Annotated in this window: 1 protein-coding gene; it reads right to left on the bottom strand. The window is 67.2% G+C overall.

All coding sequences use genetic code 11. The features are described 5' to 3' along the window. Positions 1 to 1,849: beta strand repeat-containing protein (locus J2848_RS35775; protein ID WP_253568875.1), on the bottom strand; the 1,849-nt coding region annotated here is incomplete at both ends.

Here is a 1,849-nt window from a genome sequence, read left to right as displayed (position 1 = left end):
ATCGTCACGCCAGCCGCGCTGGTGAAGACGATGTCGGTGTTGGCGCCACCCACCAGGGTCTCGACGCCCGACACGGTGACCGTGTTCGGCGTGTCGCCCAGGGTGATGATGTCATTGCCGGTGCCGCCGATCAGGGTCTCGACCGCACGGGTCAGCAGGGTGGCGCCCGAAATGCCGATGGTGACCACATCGGTCGCCGTGCCGCCGACCAGGATCTCGATGCCCGAGCCCAAGGTCAGGGTGTTGCCGGTGTCGCCCAGGATCGCAACATCGCTGCCCGCGCCGCCCGACAGGGTGTCGATGCCGCGGGTGAAGACGGTGTTGCCCGAACCACCCAGGGTCACGACATCCGAACCGGTGCCGCCGACCAGGAACTCGACACCCGAAGCCGTCATCGTCACGCCGGCCGAGCCGGTGAAGACAATGTCGGTGCCCGCACCGCCGGTCAGGGTCTCGATGCCGGTCACGGTGATGGTGTTCGGCGTGTCACCCAGGGTGATCATGTCGATGCCGACACCACCGATCAGGGTCTCGACACCGCGGGTCAGCAGGGTGGTGCCCGCGGTGCCGATGGTCACCACGTCGGTCGCCACACCACCGACCAGGATCTCGACGCCCGAGCCCAAGGTCAGGGTGTTGCCGGTGTCGCCCAGGATCGCCAGATCGGACCCCGCACCGCCGATCAGCGTTTCGATGCCGCGGATGGTGGTGGTGTTGCCGGCGGACCCCAGGGTCAGAACGTCGGTGCCGGTGTTGCCGACCACGAAGTCCGCACCCGAGACGGTCAGGGTCGCGCCAACCGAACCAGTGAAGATGACCTCAAGTCCCGTGCCGCCGATCAGCGTCTCGATGCCGAGTGCCAGCACGGTGCCGCCGGCCGTGCCGATGATGACGACGTCGGTATCCGTACCGCCGACCAGCGTCTCGATGCCCGACACCAGCAGCGTGTTGCCGACCGAGCCGAGGGTGACGAGATCGCTGCCCAGGCCGCCGACGATCGTCTCGAACAGCGATACCGTCGCGGTGTTGCCCGTATTGCCGAGCGTCAGCACGTCGACCCCGCTGTTGCCGGTCAGCGTTTCGATGCCGCGCAACAGCATCGTGTTGCCCGACGACCCCAACGTCACGACATCCGTGCCGATGCCGCCGATCAGGGTATCGATGCCCGACACCGTGATCGTCGATCCGCCTGACCCGAGGAATACGAGTTCGGATGCCGTACCACCCAGCAGGGTTTCAAGCGCGTTCGCCACCAGGGTTGCACCCAGGGTGCCGACCGTGATCACGTCGCTGCCCACACCGCCGGTCAGCGTTTCGAGGAGCGACACCATCAGCGTGCCGCCGCCCGAGCCCAATGCGATGATGTCCAGACCGGACCCGCCGGTCAGCGTCTCGATCGCGCTCACCAGCATGGTGGTGCCGGTGTCGCCGATGGTGACGGTATCGCTGCCCACCCCGCCGGCCAGTGTTTCGATACCGCGCAGCAGCAGCGTGTTGCCGTCCGAACCCAACGTGACGACATCCCGACCGGCGCCGCCGACCAGAATATCGAGAGCCGATGCCAGCAGCGTGCTGCCGGCGCCGCCCAGGAAGACCAGATCGAAGCCTTCGCTACCGATAATGGTTTCAAGGGCATGCGCCTGCACCGTGATGCCGCCCGACCCCACGGTGATGACATCGGTTACCGCACCACCAATGATGGTTTCGATGCCGATGATCCGCACCGTCGTGCCGCCGGTGCCCAGCGTCACCACGTCCAGACCGCTGCCGCCGATCAGCGTCTCCACCGCCACCGTCGAGAGCGTGCTGCCGCCCGAGCCCAGCGTCACCACGTCCAGCCCCGACCCGC

This window comes from Azospirillum lipoferum (assembly GCF_024170005.1).
Classification (GTDB): Bacteria; Pseudomonadota; Alphaproteobacteria; order Azospirillales; family Azospirillaceae; genus Azospirillum; species Azospirillum lipoferum.
Note: the sequence above shows the minus strand (reverse complement) of the source record. Positions and strands in the feature narration are given on the sequence as shown.